The sequence below is a fragment of the Paenibacillus sp. FSL H3-0333 genome (genome assembly GCF_038002805.1).
Lineage (GTDB): Bacteria > Bacillota > Bacilli > Paenibacillales > Paenibacillaceae > Paenibacillus_AQ > Paenibacillus_AQ silagei.
Genome location: NZ_JBBODG010000001.1, coordinates 2,822,427 through 2,838,413, shown reverse-complemented (window position 1 = coordinate 2,838,413; position 15,987 = coordinate 2,822,427). Strand labels below are relative to the sequence as shown.

General features: G+C 53.2%; 8 protein-coding genes. 4 read left to right on the top strand and 4 right to left on the bottom strand.

Annotated features, from left to right (window positions below):
* Positions 1–159 precede the first annotated feature (159 nt).
* Both MHH78_RS12375 and MHH78_RS33940 read left to right on the top strand, forming a co-directional pair.
* Positions 160–1,296, top strand: coding sequence for a YncE family protein (locus MHH78_RS12375; RefSeq protein ID WP_341167569.1), 1,137 nt, complete (start codon positions 160–162; stop codon positions 1,294–1,296).
* Between the two features lie 270 nt (positions 1,297–1,566).
* Positions 1,567–1,791 carry a hypothetical protein gene (locus MHH78_RS33940; protein ID WP_445668092.1) on the top strand — a complete coding sequence of 75 codons (225 nt, stop codon included), beginning with the start codon at positions 1,567–1,569 and terminating at the stop codon, positions 1,789–1,791.
* A gap of 521 nt (positions 1,792–2,312) precedes the next feature.
* Here the strand turns inward: MHH78_RS33940 and MHH78_RS12370 are convergent.
* The 4 genes from MHH78_RS12370 to MHH78_RS12355 form a co-directional block, all read right to left on the bottom strand.
* Positions 2,313–8,729 carry an S-layer homology domain-containing protein gene (locus tag MHH78_RS12370; RefSeq protein WP_341167568.1) on the bottom strand — a complete coding sequence of 2,139 codons (6,417 nt, stop codon included), beginning with the start codon at positions 8,727–8,729 and terminating at the stop codon, positions 2,313–2,315.
* 167 nt (positions 8,730–8,896) lie between these two features.
* Positions 8,897–9,736, bottom strand: coding sequence for a carbohydrate ABC transporter permease (locus MHH78_RS12365; protein ID WP_051493958.1), 840 nt, complete (start codon positions 9,734–9,736; stop codon positions 8,897–8,899).
* Between the two features lie 15 nt (positions 9,737–9,751).
* On the bottom strand, positions 9,752–10,690 hold the full coding sequence (locus MHH78_RS12360; RefSeq protein ID WP_340939259.1) for a carbohydrate ABC transporter permease: 939 nt from the start codon (positions 10,688–10,690) through the stop codon (positions 9,752–9,754).
* 148 nt (positions 10,691–10,838) lie between these two features.
* Positions 10,839–12,182: an ABC transporter substrate-binding protein gene (locus tag MHH78_RS12355; RefSeq protein WP_341167567.1), complete on the bottom strand. Its 1,344-nt coding sequence runs from the start codon at positions 12,180–12,182 to the stop codon at positions 10,839–10,841.
* A 235-nt stretch (positions 12,183–12,417) separates the two neighbouring features.
* Between MHH78_RS12355 and MHH78_RS12350 the strand changes: the two genes are divergently transcribed.
* On the top strand, positions 12,418–14,241 hold the full coding sequence (locus MHH78_RS12350; protein WP_341167566.1) for a sensor histidine kinase: 1,824 nt from the start codon (positions 12,418–12,420) through the stop codon (positions 14,239–14,241).
* 100 nt (positions 14,242–14,341) lie between these two features.
* A complete protein-coding gene (locus MHH78_RS12345) occupies positions 14,342–15,964 on the top strand; it encodes a response regulator transcription factor (protein ID WP_341167565.1) in 1,623 nt (540 codons plus the stop codon).
* Positions 15,965–15,987: the final 23 nt, after the last annotated feature.

Sequence of the window (15,987 nt, the reverse complement as noted above, 5' to 3'; positions counted from 1 at the left end):
GGGGGGCAGCTTTTTTTCTATCTTACTGGACATTAGGACTATTCGGGCCCGAGCATCCAGACATAACATACAGTAAACAACCTCATGCGGCATCCGGTTGTCTGTCCGCCGGGCCCGGCGAGTCCACCAACTAGAGCTCCATGAAAGGGGATTTCATCTATGAATATGAATCGAACTGCAAACCGTAACAGGAATACACGGAGTGGCCTTTCTTATGTGTATGTGTCTTATGTAAGTAATAATAATAATGGATATGTCGCTGTTATTGATCCCACTACCGATGAGATCAAAAAACGAATTTCAACAGGCCGTAGTCCGGCCGCTATGTGCTTGAGTCCCTCTGGGGATAAGCTTTTCGTGGCGGATGACCTTGGGAATGTAGTCTTTGTCTATAGTACGGATGACTTTCGCTATTTAGGCGGAATTCCAGTTGGCAACAAACCTGCTGCTATCCTCATAGAGCCTAGCGGCAAATTTGGCTTTGTAGCCAACTATGGAGAAGCGAGTGTGACGTTCTTTGATCCCATCACTCTTAAAGTGCTTGGAAGTTTCAATTTGAAGAAATACGGCACACCTTTCGCCATTGCGTGCAATGAGAACAACCCCTTTGTCTCTGTTGCCGGCAAGGGATTTTCTCCAATTCCAGATTTTGTTGTTTATTTTAACATGATTGAAAATGGGTATGGCAATTCTTCCACTCATGCGAAGGAACGTGTATATGACCCGACCCATAATCCCTTGACCGTTCGCCCGAATGGACAAACGCTGGTCGAGCTTGCAAATATTGGATTTGTCGATTTTATTAATGGTCTTAATTCTTCCTTTAATACGACAAGTTTGCTGGACAATACGGTATCCGGGGTTTATCTGGACAATGGCTTGTTATTCTGCACGATGCGGGAAGAAAGGGAAATTTTGAAAGTATTTAAGAACCTGAATACTGATGCGAATGGGAACATCACCTATGATTATTTCAAAGAAATCCCCAGTTACAAAGGCCAGGATAAAATTCGCGCTTCGCTTACGCAAAAGTATATTGGTGTCACCGTTCAAGCTTATGATTCCCCGCTGGGTGGTCTGCAAATTATTGATGTAGATCATTTAAGTTCCCGGTTTCTTACGCTTGCTTCCACTGGCGATCTTGCATTCTTCTCAGACACCAAAGCCTATGTGGGAGGATTTAACTCGGTTCAACCCATTGATCTGATCAATGCAAGACCTCTAGAAGAGATCAGCATAGGAACAGTGTACTTCAGAGTGAAGAATGTTATTTGCGGTTATAGCAATCAAACCTAAGGTACATGTAACGTTAACGTAGAGCTGCCTCTTCAAGTCGAAATGGACTTTGCGGCAGCTTCTATTTGCGTGGACTCTCTTGTTCCTTCAAGGGTAGCCCCCCTTTTTGTGGCTTTCATGGAAAAATGGATTATTCGAGCCGGAGCATTCAGACATAACATACAGCAAACAACCTCATGCGGCATCCGGACACACCTGGCGCGCCTGCCCATTAGGTTGTCTGTCCGCCGGGCCCGGCGAGTCCACTAAGGAAGCTCGAAGACCAATTCTATTGCTATCTTCGCCGCTCCCAAAGGTAACAAAGTCTATGTAGCCAATGCCGGAGAACGTAACGTAACGATTATTGACACCCTCACGGATACGGTTATCATAAATGTGGATGTTGTCCCTGGCAATCCAGGCAAGCCTTACGCCTTTGCAGGGAATGCGAATAGCGATTCTATCTGGAGAACAAATTGCTATTCTGCACCACCCAAGGAGAAAGAGCCTATCTGAAACGATTTGCCGATCTAGACATTGATTGGAAGGGTGAGATCACCTATGATAATTTTGCAGATATCCCCAGTTACAAAGGCCAGGATAAAATTCGTGTATCGCGTACACAAAGCTAGTTGGCATCACCATTCAGCCCACTACTTTCCCGGACGGCGGTCTGCAAATCTACGATGTTCAAAATGCTGCTTCCCGGTTTGTTCCTCTTTCTGAGGTCGGCGACCTGGCATTCTTCTCAGACACCATGGCCTATGTGGGAGAACTGACCTCGGTTCGGCCGATTGATCTGGCAACCGCATCGGCCCTGCCCGCAATTCCGCTTGGGCATGCAAGTAATAATCCTGTTACCGTCAAGAATATTATTTCCGGTTATAGTAATCAATCGTTGTAAAGATTGAAGAATGCAAAACAGCGCAGCGGATCTCCCATAGCTGGAGAACCGCTGCGCTGTTAGCCTTTAATGGTCTGGAGCGCTCATCTATTCAACCTGCAGATTCATTTGATACTACATACTATTCGCCTGCTTACATATGCCCCAGCAGATTCGAGATGACCTGCGCACTCTCGGCACGGGTCATGGTGGCTTGCGGCGCGAATTGCTGATTGCTGCGCCCCTTGATCAGGCCCGCCTGTTCGGCAATGCTTGCTGCATGCTTCGCCCAGTCACGAATCAGGGAATAATCACTGAACGAGCTGGCCGCCGATTCACTGCTGCCCTTGCTTCCTTTCAAGTGTTCATAAGCACGGACAATCATAACCGCCATCTCCTCGCGGGTAATGTGCTCATCCGGAGCGAAGGCTTCCTTGCTGCGTCCGAGCACGATGCCCGCTTCATTTACAGCGGCAACAGCTTCGGCGTACCACAGCCTGGAGTCCACATCGGTGAAGGCCGATGCGGATGGACTTGCCGCCTTAAGTCCAAGCGCACGTGTAATCATTGCGGCGAATTGCGCCCTTGTGACTTCACCCTGCGGATGGAATTCGGTGCCGGAGATGCCTTCGATGATATGCTTAGCAGCCATGGACTTAATGACACCGCTGGCCCAGCTGTTGCTGCTGACATCGGAGAAGCTCTTATCGTACTCCAGTACGGCGTACTGGCTGAAATGGTTGACAGCAGTAGAGATTGTACCATTACCGTCTGTCAGCTTACCGGCCATGTAATCTACAGCTCCATTAGCAGCGATATAGTAGACGCCAAGCAAATCGCGGTTCGCCTTAGAATCTACTGCGAAGGTCACAGTCAGCGGCTTGGCAAAAGCCGTCACCGGTACGGTGCTTCCGTCCGCAGCAACAACCTCCAGGCTGAAGCTGATGACCTCGCTCGCTGCTGTTAACCGGACAGACCCGTTGACTGCCGGATTATTCATCAGCTGCTCCGCAGCTGCCCTCGCTGTCTTCACGGCGTAGAGCCGGATTGCCGTCCCCTCCTGTTGTCCTCCTGCACTGACAGCCTTCTCCCGGATGCTCTTCAGTACTTCCGGGCTCAGATCAACAGCCACTGTATTCCAGGCAAGACGCAGGGTATTCGCTCCTGTCATGCCTATTATCTCTGCTGGAAGCAGCACGGATTCAGTCACATCCGTAAGCTGAACGGTCAGGACTCCGTCAGCCGGAGCTGGAAGGTCCTGCGGCTTAATCACCTTCTCCGTCTCTGAAGACGGGGACGGGGAAGGCGTTACAGCCGGTTTCGGTGTTGGTGTTGCAGTCGGTGCCGGTATCCATACCGGCTCATTCGTTGGAACCGATGTGGCTGACGGTTCAGGAGCTGGTGTTGGCGTCGGGGTTGGTGGCTGCTCCACCGGCGGCAGCTCCTCTTCGCTTACCGTCACCGTTCTTGTCACTTCTTCGGCTGCGTTGCCGGCTGTATCGCTGACATTATAGTGGAAGATATATTCCCCTGCTTGCGCCGTATCTAGTTCGGTCAAGCTGTAGACATCACTGGTTACGGTGGTCACAATGCGTTCTGTGATATCCCCGTCCTGATCGTCATAAGCGCTAGCTCCCGCATCGGTGTATTCCGCACCCAGTGATAAAGTCACTTCCGCAGCGCCAATCAGGCTAATAACCGGCGGAACCATATCCGGTTCCGGCAGCGTGATCGTTCCGCTAGCAGTGCCTTCTGCCGATGCTTCGCCTTTGCTCAGTGTTACCGAGAAAGTGAAGCTGCCCTCTGTATCCTCAGTGGCTTCCTGGAATGCAGACAAGGTAATGTCACCCAGGGTAACCCCGGTGTCGCTGAAGCCCGGCAACCCGCTAATGGTCTGCGCCAGCCAGGTACGTACAGCCTCTTCGCTGACAGCTGCATCCTTTTTCACACTGTATGTTGCGCCTTCAATAATTCCCTTCGCCTCAAGTACTGCCTGTTCATTGGCCGCGCTGGCCAAGTCCTTCGCCACAGCCAGATAGCTGATCAGCGAAGCCTGGCTGAACGTATTATTCACCGAATATTTCACCGTACCGCTGACCGGCAGCGTGAAATCATGTTGAACCTTCACTCCTCCCAGACCGGCAACCAGTCCGGTCTTAACCGTCTCACTCACGGTCTGACCCCCCGCATCAACATAGCTAAGGGTAATATCCATGGTCCGGCTGGCATTGTTCCACCAGTCCAGATGATAGGAAGTAATTGTGTATTTACCTGCACTTAGAGGCAGGTTGTAGACCAGCGGTGTATTTTTCGTATTCGAGCTGTACACTCCAGTCTGGGCTTTATTGGAGGCAACTACATCACCGCCCAGTCCTTTGACACTGTAGTTAACGCCCGTATTCGTATGTCCCCATAACGTATCTCCTGTGGACAATTGATCTCCCTTGTCATTCAGCAGACTGTCGCCTGCAAGATCCCGGATGGCTGTATACGGTGGAGTGTCGCCATCCCCGGCAAGACCCATGTCCAGGAAGTACACCAGCCCCTCAGGAACCACTTCCACATAGGCAATGGTCTTCAGGCTTCCATAGGTGCCAGTGACCGCTACCCGTTCAAAGGGAGTGTTGAAGCTGAGCGCATCGAGATTCCACTTCACCGCCACTTGTGTGGTCTTGCCGTCTGCGAGTGTGGCTTCTACCTTGGCTGGAAGCTCCGGCAGCTTCCCGGCATAGGTGGCCCTATCAGGAATGGACGCAAGCTCTCTCACATCTCCGAGCAGCAGCAGATTCAGAGCGGAAGACAGACGTTCTACAAGCTGTGCTGCCCCTTCCTGGTCCAGCCTATAGAGAACCGGATCATTCAGCGCTGCCTGGGCAGTATCAAGGGCATTCGTGAACAACTCCCAATCCTTCTCTGGATAGCCGTCTTCCCTGCTGACCACAAGTGCAGTATCCACCGCCTGCTTAAGCTCCGCTGTATCCGCGCTGCCTGCGCCTTCCCCGCCAATGACTGCAACGGAATCTACCGCCAGGGTTCCGCTCAGCACTTTGAGCTGAACCGTATGCTCACCGTATTTCAGTCCGCGGAGTGTGAAGGTCTGGTACAGCTCCCTCGCTGCCGCCGTGCTGCCCGAGACCACTTCAACCTCTCCGTCCACTACAGCTTCCAGCTTGGCAGAGCCGTCGTTCGGCCCCAGTATATCAAGTCCCGTGCCGGTAAAAGTATACTTCAGCACCGCACCGGCCCCTTGGCTGGTAGAGAGGGAGCGCTGATACACATACATGCCTTTGCCATTCTCATGGGCCCAATCGCCTTCATAGACCAGCTTCGTCCCCGGGACTTCCGCCAGATCCGTCATCTCCAGATTATCCAACTGCTCGGCGTAGTAAGGGGTGTATCCGTCTACCTTCTCCACCTTCAGATTATCAAAGCGGACATGATAGAAGCCGCTGGCGAGCTGTACGCGCCCGGAGAGCTTCGGACTCGGATCAGTATAGGCTGCAAGCTCAACCTGATCCAGATATGCAGTGACCGTGTCACCAGTTACCTGAATAGCAATGTTATGCCACGCGTCATGTGCCGTATTGAAATCAGCAATCTTCACACCGCCTGAGCCGGTCACTGCGTTACCGCTGGCTACCACGGTCCCGCTGGACAGCAGCTGCCAGCCGCCGTCGAACCAGAATTTTAGCGCATAAGGGGTGCCGTTAATCGTCTGCGGCCCGCCCTGGTATCTGGCTCCAATCGCAGCGTAATTATTTCCGCCGTAAGTGCTATTCTGTTCAAAAGACACATCGGCACTCGCTTTATAATTGGTCCAGCGGTAATCCCCGATGGCTGTGACTGGGTCGCCACCGTTCCAAGCGCCGCCTACTCCGGTAGTCGTCTGGTCCAGCTGCTGCCGCAGCACATAGTTATCCGTGCCATCGACCAGATAGCCCTCGAACGCCCCGTTGAGATCCTGCGTATAACGCGGCATGACGCTATACGGGCCTCCGCGCGAGGTGACATAGCTCTGCGCGCCGGTAATCTGTCCGCCCTCTCCGATCACGGGAACGCTCCGGTCGCCATAATTGAAGTCATCGGCATACAGCATCTGATCCTCCGTATTTTGCACGGACCCGGTAGCATCTGTATCAAGCACTGTGCGTTCGCCCTCCACCGGGAGCGGGGTACCGAATTCTTCATTCGTGCGGTTATCCAGCGTAGTTACCGTAACAATCGAGAACGGCTTCACACGGATGGTATACACACCGCTGCCGTCTGCATGCACATCCCCAAGATCTTTCATATAGTTGCTGTTAAAAGCCTGACCTTTGTCCGCCGCGCGGGTCTCCCATACCTCTAACGAAGGATTTCCGGTATAGCCCATGTTCACGGCCTGGAGCTTGTAGATCTTCTCATACTGGCTGTCATTGATGATTACAGTCGAGAAATCCTGCTTGTCAGGAGCGGCAAGCGTCATATAACTCGGAGTACCGTTGCGTCCGCTGACCGGATTCGTGCCCGTTGCTCCGGTATAGCTGGCCGCAGGAACTGCTCTCCAGATGCCAGCCGTATTGTCTTCGTTCTCCCAGCCGGTCTTGGCGAACCCATTGAAATGCTTTAGAATAACCAGCCCCGCGTCATAATGAATGAAGCCCGACCACGGGTCACGCGCACTGAGCAGCTCCTTGAAGGAATATTGTCCACCTTCATAAAAAGAGCCAATCGCCGGCTGATAGATGAAATGCGTCCGCCGGGAATTCACGAAGCCCTTGATAATGGTATTGCCCATCTCCAGCGGACCGCCGGTGCCGCCGATGCCCGTCCCGGCCTCCGACGGGTCCTTCATATTATTATTGGGGCGGAAGGCCGAGTTGCTGAAGGTGGCCTGTGCCTCGCTGTTCCAGATTTCCTTGTCGAATTCATCGGCAAGCCGTTTGAAGTTACCTTTGCTGTCGTCATCGGTATTGTAGTGAAATCCGGCAGCCGCTACCGCATCTCGCAGCGACAGATCACTCACCATGGCATCACCGAAGGAGCCGATTCCAACCTCGTCGGAAATAACCAGCTGGATGCTGTGGTATAGCTCTTTCTCCGTCTCATTCTCGAAGCCCTCGGTATCCCCCTTGACCCTCTCGCCATACTGCTTCGTCCAGGCCAGATCCGGCGCGTGCTCATTGATATGGGGATTCACATAATCCACCATATACCCGTATTCACGGTATGCGGCCAGAATGGTGTTTTTGTACCAGGTATAGATTTTATCATTGCTGTTCGCCCAGGCCGGAGCATTCCAGCGCAGGAAGCTCACCTTGACTGCCGGATTAATGGCCTTCGCATCAGCCGCAAGCTGGAAACCGGGATGCCGGGCCACATTGGCCGCTTCATCCTCCGTACGCATCGTCGAAGGGTCGGGACCGGTAGAGTTATTCCGGTCATTGCCCATCTCTATCTTGACATGGTCGATCAGCGGGCGTTCGCCCCCGAACAGGATCTTCAGCATTTGGGCATACGCCTCCGGCTGCTCGGACTTGTAGTCCATCAGCAGCGCACTGGTACTGTTGCCGCTCAGTACGCCGAACCCCTTGAAGGTCAGCCCGTTAACATTCCCGTCCTTGATGTCCGTGCCGTCCAGCTGAATCCGGACCGTAGAAGCAGCGGTCTCACGGGCGTTGTCTAACTTCTGCTTGATCGCGCCCTTGGCAACAGCGAACCAGCTAAGGATCGGCTTCTCACCACTGACATAGGCGTAGGTTAGTGTCATCGGACTGCCGGTATCAATATCTCCGGGAATGGTAAATTCACCGGAAATAAATTTTGTCGTATTCGTGTTGAACTGAGCAAACGGGATCGTCTTGCTCTCCCCGCTGCTATTCTTGTATTCCAGCCGGGGCTGTATGACCCGGTCACGGCTGCCGTACCAATCATAGAAACCGCTGCTAAGTGTATAGGTGCCGGACTGAAGCGCTTTCAATTTATAGATAATGTCATTGCTGGCCGGGTCCGCCCGCAGCCCCACGACCCATAGACTTGGATCAGTGGCCGGATCGGTGAGATTCCCGTTCTTGGAATTTTTCACTTTATGGATCGAATCATCAAAACCCCAGTCCGTCGTCCCCGCGACATACTTCTGGTCCGGTGACAGGTTAAGTAGCTCACTGCCTGTCAACGTTTTGACCGCTTCGTATAGCGGTGAAGCAGAAGGACCATTACCAAAAGAATCCCCTCCTCTGCCGCTATCCACAAAATAGACTAGCGGACTGCTGGCTGGCGGAACCACCTCCACACTGGCAACCACCGGTCCGCCGTTCGCGGTTCCGGTAACTGCCACCGTATCATACGGCACATCGAAGGTATCTTCTCCGATGTTCCAGTTCACGGCTGCAGCCTGGCCTGCAATCTCGATGCTTGCCGGAAGTGTCGTTCCTGCGGTAGTCTTGGCGCCCATATAAGCCGCAGCATAGACCGTATCGACGGCAGCCGCCGATGCCGACGGCAGACCAAGGGCAGGGAACATTCCAGCCACGAGTGTAGCGGACATCAGCACGGAGAAAAACCTTTTCTTCACGCGGTTCTTTCTGTTCATTCATTAATCCTCCTCTTTCTCACTTAAGTAAGCGCATTCAACATGTCGGTAGAAGAATGATTGACTTGGGCAGACCTTCGTCTAAATTCACAATGCGGGTATACAAATACCTGGCAGACTGCGACAAGCTGCAACTGCCAGGCGGATACTCTACTCACCTCAATCCACTACCCCTTAATCCCCGAAGCAGCAACGCCCTGCACAAAGTACTTCTGAAGCGCCAGGAACACAATCACTACCGGAATGATCGACACCACACTCGCCGCCATAATCAGGCCATACTCCGCAGAGTACTGTGAGATGAACATCCGCAGACCGATCTGGATGGTCTTGAGCTTCGTGTCCGTCAGGTAGATCATCGGCCCCAGGAAGTCATTCCAGGTAGCGACAAAGGTGAAGATGGTCAGCGTAGAGAGCGCGGGCTTGGACAGCGGAAGCATGATTCTCGCCCAAATTCCGTATTCGCTCAGTCCGTCAATCCGGGCCGCTTCACATAATTCATCCGGCACCCCCTGATAGAACTGGCGCATCATGAACACGCCGAAGGCCGAGAAGGCTTGCAGCAGAATGATTGCCAGGTGGGTATTGTTCAGTCCCATGTAGCGCATCAGAATGAACTGCGGCACCATGTAGGCCTGCCAAGGGATCGCAATTGTCGCGATGTACCCCAGGAAGATCACATTTTTGCCTCTGAAATGCAGCTTCGAGAAGGCATACGCCGCGAAGCTGGAAGTCAGCAGCTGCAGAATCGTAACGATAATGGATAATTTCGCTGTATTGTAGATGAAGCGTCCGAGTGGAATCCGGGTCCAGATATCCTGGAAATTCTCCCAGCGCGGATTCGCCGGAATCCACTGCATCGGGAAGGAGAAGACATCCTTGTTCAGCTTGAGCGATGACGACAGCATCCAGATATACGGCACCAGCATTGCCAGCACGGTCAGAATTAACAGGGCATATACAAGCACCATTAAGCTGATTTTAAGTCCTTTACTTTTACCAACCATATCTTATAGATCCCCCTATTGTCCGTATTTCTTCTCGCCGCGGAACTGGACGATGGTAATGCCGAGTACCAGCAAGAAGAGCACAATCGCCATGGCACTGGCATATCCGTAATCCAGCGAGCGGAACGCCGTGTTGTAGATCTGATAGACCATGACCCGTGTAGCATTGTTGAGCTGGTTATCCGCGCCCGCGAACAGGTTGATGAAGATATCGTAGACCTTGAACGAGTTGATGACCAGAATCATCAGGACAAAGAAGGTGGTTGGTGCCAGCTGCGGCACGGTTACGTTGCGGAATCTTCTCCACGGGCCTGCCCCGTCCAGCTCAGCCGCTTCATACAGCTCTGGATTAATGCCCTGGAGACCGGCCAGATAGATGACCATGTAGTAGCCCATATTTTTCCACACGGTGAAAAGCACTACCGTAAACATCGCCCACTGCTTATCCGCCGCCCAGCGGGGCAGCTCCTCCAGCGGAATGCCGGTAATCAAGTGCAGGATGTTGTTCACCGGACCCATGGTCGGGCTGAAGATGAAGTTCCATACCGCCGCAACCGCTACCAGCGAAGCCACGTAAGGGAAGAAGAAGACCGTTCTCATGAAATTACGGCCCATAATCTTCTGATTGAGCAGAATCGCCAATGCCAGCGCCACGATCATGGTCAGCGGCACGACTCCGACGGTGTAGACAATCGTGTTCCACAAGGCTTTGTGGAAGGTGGTATCCGAGATCAGCCGGGAGAAGTTGTCCAGCCCGATGAACTTCATCGGATTGGCCCCGTCCCATTTCACAAAGGCCAGAATAAAGGCAAAAATCATCGGTACCAGGGTGAACAGGGCAAATCCGATAAAGTTCGGCGCAATAAAGCTGTACGCGACCAGGTTATCCCGGAGTCCGCGCGACAACCGGCTTTTTGGGCTCTTATTTGTACGCAATATGGTTTCGTTCTGCATTCGTTCTCCTCCAAACCTTATATAACATCCCCGCAAAGTGGGAATTACATCGACACCTGTTAATGTGAGTGCTGTGATGTCCTCTATTTATATGGAAGGCGGGCCTTCGCCCGCCCTTCCTTCAGGACACTAACATTACAGATTCACATTAATTGTTCAAAAGCTGGCCTACACGGTCATTCATATCCTTCAAGCCTTCGTCGATCGTAGCGTTCTTGGTCATGATGTTGTCATGCGCTTCATTCAGAATAACCTCAATGTCCGCACTCTTCTCATGAATCGGCATTTCCAGGTAAGTCTGAACGGTATTCAGTGCAGCCTTGCTGTTCTCATCCGCCGGGAAGCCGTCGATGGAGGTGATGGAATTGATAACTTCATCATTCTTGATCGCAGGAATCGTACCTGTCGAAGCAATAACCTTAGCGCCTTCCGCACCCGTTACGAAGTTCATGAAATCAAGGGCAGCTTCCTTATGCTTCGACTTCTGGTTCACAGCCAGAGAAGTAATCGTTCCCAGAGTTGTACCGGCTTCAACGCCGTCAGGATGAGGGTATTTCACGATGCCCCATTCCGCAGATTGGGATTCGCCGCTCTTCACCTTCTCAATCTGGGTGGCAATGAACCAGCTGCCCATGTTCATCATGGCTACGGAGTTGTTGTAGAATACGCCGGAGTAATGCGTGCTGGAGGTCTTCAGGGTCGCATAATCCATAACAATACCGTCTTCCTGCTCCTTCAGAATCCGCTCATAGGTAGGCTTCAGGAAGTCATAGTTGCCGCCAACCACGGTGTTCTTGCCGTCCAGAATGCCGAACAGTTGAACCGCGCTCCGCCAAGTGTGGTAGTGGGCACCGTATACTTTTTCCGAGCCGCTGCCGGAGGTCATCTTGCGGGCCAGCTCGTCGTATTGGTCGAAGGTCATATCATTGGTCGGATAATCCACGCCTGCTTTGTCGAACAAGGCTTTATTGTAGTAGATCAGCCAGAAGTCACTGCGGAACGGAAGCGCATACACCTCGCCGTTCACTTCAATCTGCTCGACCGTACCGCCGTATACGGAAGGATCGATCGATTTGTCACCCATGTAAGTCTTCAGCGGCTCCAGGTGATTCTGCTTCACCAGGTTCGAGTAGCCCGGAATGTCTTTGATCGTCAGGACGTCCAGATCCGCTCCGCCCGAGAGCTGTGTGCTGAGCATGGTCATATAGTCGGTGGATCCAAGATCGACATATTCAATGGTTACGTTCGGATGTGCAGCCTTGTAAGCATCGATCAGCGGCTTGTAGTATGCAGTTGCTTCCCAGTCCCACAGCGCCCATTTCAGTGTTACCGGCTCCTGGCTTGGTTCGGAGGAAGCGGTTGCAGCGTTGCCCGAAGCAGGTGCGCTAGTTGCAGCAGCGTCTTTCGTATTGTTATTGCCGGAGCATCCGGCCAGCATGCTCACGGAGAGCGCGGTGGCAAGGGTCATGCCGTAGAATCTTTTCAAGTTCATGTAAGTATCCCCTTTATCTTCTTATGATGGTGCAGCGGCCGGCACCTGTTGATCCGGCCTTAGTTCAAATTGTAAGCCTTTTCAGAGCCGATGGGGATGCAAAATCAAACACAGTTCATTCACTATTCTGTGCTCTTCTCCGCACGGCCTGCCCCGAACCTGTAATTTCTTATCCGAAACCTGTAAAATTCTCAGCTTCTCCCCCTGGCTCTATAATGAAACGCAGGAATATGCTATGGTAGTTGAAAACGCTTTAAATAGGTTCATTATTCTTGAAGGAGTGTTCACCACGGTACGTAAATCTACTATTAAAAGCCGCATTATTCTGCTCATGACCGCCTTTGCGCTGCTGATTGCGACGCTGCTGTCCTGGTTTAGCTACGAACTGATTACGTATTACCAGCGCAAAACAACGATCCAGGCGACGGAATTCAACCTCCAGCTCGTCTCCCATATTATCGAACAGGATCTGATTAATCTGACTACGCTGGCGATGACCAGCAGCACCAACTCGTCCACGAACACCCTGCTTACCGAATATTTCGGTTCGGCGGAGGCCAGCCCCAAGCAGGCCCTGAATGTCTTCAATGCGATGCAGGACGATGTGCGGATCAACCGCTCCTATAGCTATGTACGCCGCCTGATTGCCACAGATAACAGCGAAAAGTTCCTGCAGGTGGAGAATTTCGGCACCTCCATTCCGCTTACGATCCATAATATCGGTCAAGTCACCGGTCTGACGAATGAGGCCGAAGAGCAATGGGACCGCGTCATTAAGGACCCGCTCTCCAATTCCTACGGTATTCCCTTCGTGTTCCCTATATATGGCCGGGGGGCTACCCGGGTGGGCACCGTCTACCTGCTCGCGAATACCTCCGTCATTACGGACAAGCTGAAGGGCTATGCCCTGCCGGAGCACTCCCGGCTGCTGCTTACGCTCGGCGATCATCATTATCAGCTTAACGGAGATCAGGTCAGAGCCATCGAAGAGCCGTATGAGCCGGTAGCCTATACCAGTGACAAGCCTGTCGGCCCCGATACCGAGCTGTCCATGGTGAAAATGCAGGATGATGGGGAAAGCCATATCGTGGTATCGTATCCGGTACGCAGCGGTGTCATGCTCTCGCAGACCTTATCCAGCGACCAGTTCGCGCCCCGGAGCAATATATGGATTCTCGTCCTGCTCGGCGTCTGTCTGCTCGTGCTTGTCTTAAGCGCGATCATTACGCTGTATTTGACCCGCACGATCAGCCTTCCAGTCGAGAAGCTGAAGAAGCGTATGGACAAGATCGCCCAGGGCAACTTCCTGCTCGACCGTAATATTGAATGGAACAGCGAGCTGGGCGATGTCGGCCGGGGTATTAACCGCCTGTCCCAGGATATCGTAGCCCTCATGGACAGCCGGCTCGCGGACGAGAAGCAGAAGCAGGAGCTGGAATACCGGATGCTCCAGAACCAGATTAATCCGCACTTCCTCTACAATACCCTGAATTCGATCAAATGGATGGCTACGATCCAGAACGCCACCGGCATTGCGGAGATGACGACCTCCCTGTCCCGGCTGCTCCGCAGCATTGCCAAGGACAACCGGCGGCTGATGCCGCTGAAGGATGAGCTGAGCCTGCTGGAGGATTATTTCCTGATTCAGAAATACCGGTACGGCAGCACGGTTAGCATGGTCACAGAGATTGAAGAGAAGGCGCTGCTTGGCGGGCTTATTCCGCGCTTCACGCTTCAGCCGCTGGTCGAGAATGCGATCTTCCACGGCATCGAGCCCAAGGGCCGGGGCGACATTGTAGTCCGGGTCACGAAGAGCGGATTCACGGATCTGCTCATCACGATCGAGGACAACGGGGTCGGGATGACGGCGGAGCAGATTGCCACCATTCTAACCGTTCCCGGGGACGAGGCTAAGGGAATGCTGGAGAATATCGGGCTGCGCAGTGTGAACGAACGGCTGCAGCTCGCTTTTGGCAGAGAGTACGGCTTGTCCATTGAGAGCGAGCCCGGCCGCTATACCTTAATGAAGCTGCTGCTCCCCTTCCGGCAGAAAGAATAGCTAAGAATCCCCCACAAAGTGAGGCCTTAGCTTCGATGAGTACTCAGGTACTTTGCGGGGACCCCAAAACAATAGCATACCGAGCAAGGATGTGATGAGCTTGATCAAATTATTAATCGCAGATGATGAAGCCCTGGTCTGCATCGGACTCCAGTCCATGCTGAAATGGGAGCAATATAACATTGAGATTGTCGGCATCGCCCACAACGGCGCACAGGAGGAAGAAATGATCGACACCCTCCGCCCGGACATTGTGATCAGCGATATCAAAATGCCGATCAAAAGCGGCCTGGAGGTCGCCGGCTCGGTCCGCCGCAAGTACGGGCGGCTTCCGCTATTCATCATGCTGACCAGCTACGAGGAATTCCAGTATGCGCGCGGAGCGATTGAGATCCAGGCTACCGATTACCTGGTGAAGCTGGAGCTGACCCCGGAGGCGCTGGCCGAATCGATCCGCCGGGCCACCAGTATCCTGGAGGAGTACCAGACCATGGAGAGCTATCCGAAGCTGGTCCATCGCGGCAATCTCCAGGCCCAGCGGGATAAATTCTTCATCCGGCTGTTAAGCGGCCTGTTCGAGAACAAGAACCAGTATCTGCTGCAAAAGGAGGATCTGGAGATGGACCTCTCCGCGCCGGCTTATCTGGTCTGTACCTGCCGCATTCTCGGGCCGGACACCGTCCCGCCGCGCGGGGATAAGCTGGTGGCCTTATGCTCAAGCACCGTGCAGATGGCAAAGGATACACTGGCCTCCAGAAGCGCCTGCTACGTCACCAGCCTGGATCTGCGCAACTTCGCGCTGACCCTGCCTGTGCCGGGCCCGGACCCGCAGCTCTGGATGCAAGACATCCAGAAGCTGCTGGCGGACATGGCCTCCGTACTGCATAATTACTTCAATGTGACCATTATCGGGGCGATCGGCTTCGCGGTGGAAGATCCGTTTTTGTTGCAGGGGAGCTATCTCGCCGCCCGGAAGGCGCTGCCCGCCGCTGTGAAGGAGCGCTCCTTCGTCTTCTTCACGGAAGGCGAAGCCCCCCTGCAAGAGCACCTGCTGTTTGATTTCTCGGAATCGCGGCTTGAGATCCGCAGAGCTTTTGAAGAAATGGATACCCGCGCCCTGCACAGCATCATCTCCCGGATGATCGAGATCTTCGACGGACGGGCCGATCTGCTCGTTCCCGCCACCGATGCCGCCTGCAACATTCTATATATGGCGACCTCCCTGCTCGCGGACGGGGAGAACATGGTGGAGCAGATCTTCGAGCAGGAGCCGGAGGGCTACCGGGCGATCTATCAGATGCATACCATTGAAGAGATTACCGGCTGGCTCGTCCAGTTCCGGGACGGCTGTGTCCGGATGCTCGCCACCCGCAGACAGAGCTATAAGGAGCAGGTGGTGAAGAATGTCCAGGAGTATATCAAAAGAAATCTCGGTACCAAGCTGTCGCTTAATCAAGTCGCGGATGTGTTCAACTTCAGCCCCAACTATCTGAGCCACCTGTTCTCCAAGGTCGCCGGGGTGAACTATGTTGAGTATATCACAGAGACCAAAATCACCGCCGCCAAGGAAATGATGGTCCGCGGCGATGGCCGGATCTACGAAATCTCCCAGAAGCTGGGCTATGAGAGCGCCTTCTATTTCAGCAAGGTGTTCAAGAAGGTCACCGGGCTCTCTCCCCGGGATTATATGCAGCAGATTGAAGGGAATGCGGGAGAGAATTAAACGAAGGATGAAATTAAGCGAAG